The 1,216-nt window shown below is 65.4% G+C and carries 2 protein-coding genes; one reads left to right on the forward strand and one right to left on the reverse strand.

Annotated features, from left to right (window positions below; all coding sequences use genetic code 11):
• Positions 1 to 46 precede the first annotated feature (46 nt).
• Positions 47 to 855 (forward strand): IS5 family transposase gene (locus tag Q5694_RS34760; protein WP_443040995.1). Its coding sequence is split into 2 segments (ribosomal slippage): positions 47 to 395 and positions 395 to 855, totalling 810 coding nucleotides; the frame shifts between segments, so codons are not numbered across the junction.
• Here Q5694_RS34760 and Q5694_RS34765 read toward each other — a convergent pair.
• The gene (locus Q5694_RS34765) at positions 827 to 1,162 is read right to left on the reverse strand and encodes an ankyrin repeat domain-containing protein (RefSeq protein ID WP_333937513.1); all 336 of its coding nucleotides are present in this window, start codon (positions 1,160 to 1,162) and stop codon (positions 827 to 829) included. The two genes, Q5694_RS34760 and Q5694_RS34765, sit on opposite strands and share 29 nt — an antisense overlap.
• Positions 1,163 to 1,216: the final 54 nt, after the last annotated feature.

The raw sequence follows: 1,216 nt of genomic DNA on the forward strand, positions 1-1,216 counted from the left end.
CGTCTTAGACGCCATCTCATTTGGCTGGCTCGGTAGTCTGTCGGTCATGGTGGGGATCGTCGAGCAGCTCGTGCCGGATGAGTTGTGGGAGATGTTCCAGCGGGTGGTTCCGGAGGCGCCGACGCGTCCCCAGAGCGGCGGCCGACGTCGTCACGGTGACCGGGAGGTGATGGCTGCGATCGTGTTCGTGGCCACCTCGGGCTGCACCTGGCAGCAGGTGCCGGCGGCGTCATTCGGACCGTCAGGGGCGACGGCTCACAGGCGTTTCGCCGAGTGGAGCAAGGCCAGGGTGTGGGCGAAGCTCCACCGCTTGGTCCTGGACGAGCTCGGCTCCCGCGGTGAGCTGGACTGGTCCCGGTGCGCGATCGACTCGGTGAACATGCGGGCCCTGAAAAGGGGGAGCTGACAGGTCCGAATCCTGTCGACCGGGGCAAGCACGGATCGAAGATCCACTTGATCACCGAGCGGACGGGTCTGCCCCTGTCTGTCGGAATCTCGGGGGCAAACCTGCACGACAGCCAGGCCCTGATCCCTTTGGTCAAGGGCATACCACCGATCCGCTCCCACCGCGGACGAAGGCGCCGCAGGCCGGGAAAGCTCCACGCTGACAAGGGATACGACTACGACCACCTGCGGCGATGGTTACGAGGGCGTGGCATTACCCACCGCATCGCCCGCAAGGGGATCGAGACCTCTCAGCGGCTGGACCGCCACCGCTGGACCATCGAACGCACCATGTCCTGGCTCGCCGGCTGTCGCCGACTCCACCGTCGCTACGAGCGCAAGGCTGAACATTTCCTCGCCTTCACGAGCATCGCCTGCACCCTCATCTGTTATCGGCGGCTCGTCTGCTGATGTGGGTCTGCAGCAGTTTCGTCGCCAGGCCGTGGCCGTAGTGATTGGCCATGTCCATGGGGGTGCGACCGTCCGGGTCTGCGAGCTCCGGATCAGCCCCAAAGGCCAGCAACACGGCCGTGGTGTGCACAGTCAACGGCTGCCCGCTCTGCAGGGAGCCATCACCCTCGACGTCGATTGCGTGCGTCAGCAGCGTCATGTTGCTGAAGACCTCATCGGGATCGGAGCCGACGGCCAGCAACCGGGCCAGGGCCTCTGCATCCTCCTGCTCGACCGCTTGATGCGCGGGCGTCCAGTAGTCGCTCACCAAGACATTCAACCGTCCCCATAGCACGCGTGCCAGCGACAATCTACGCCGTCA

The organism is Streptomyces sp. AHA2 (assembly GCF_036857595.1).
Lineage (GTDB): Bacteria > Actinomycetota > Actinomycetes > Streptomycetales > Streptomycetaceae > Streptomyces.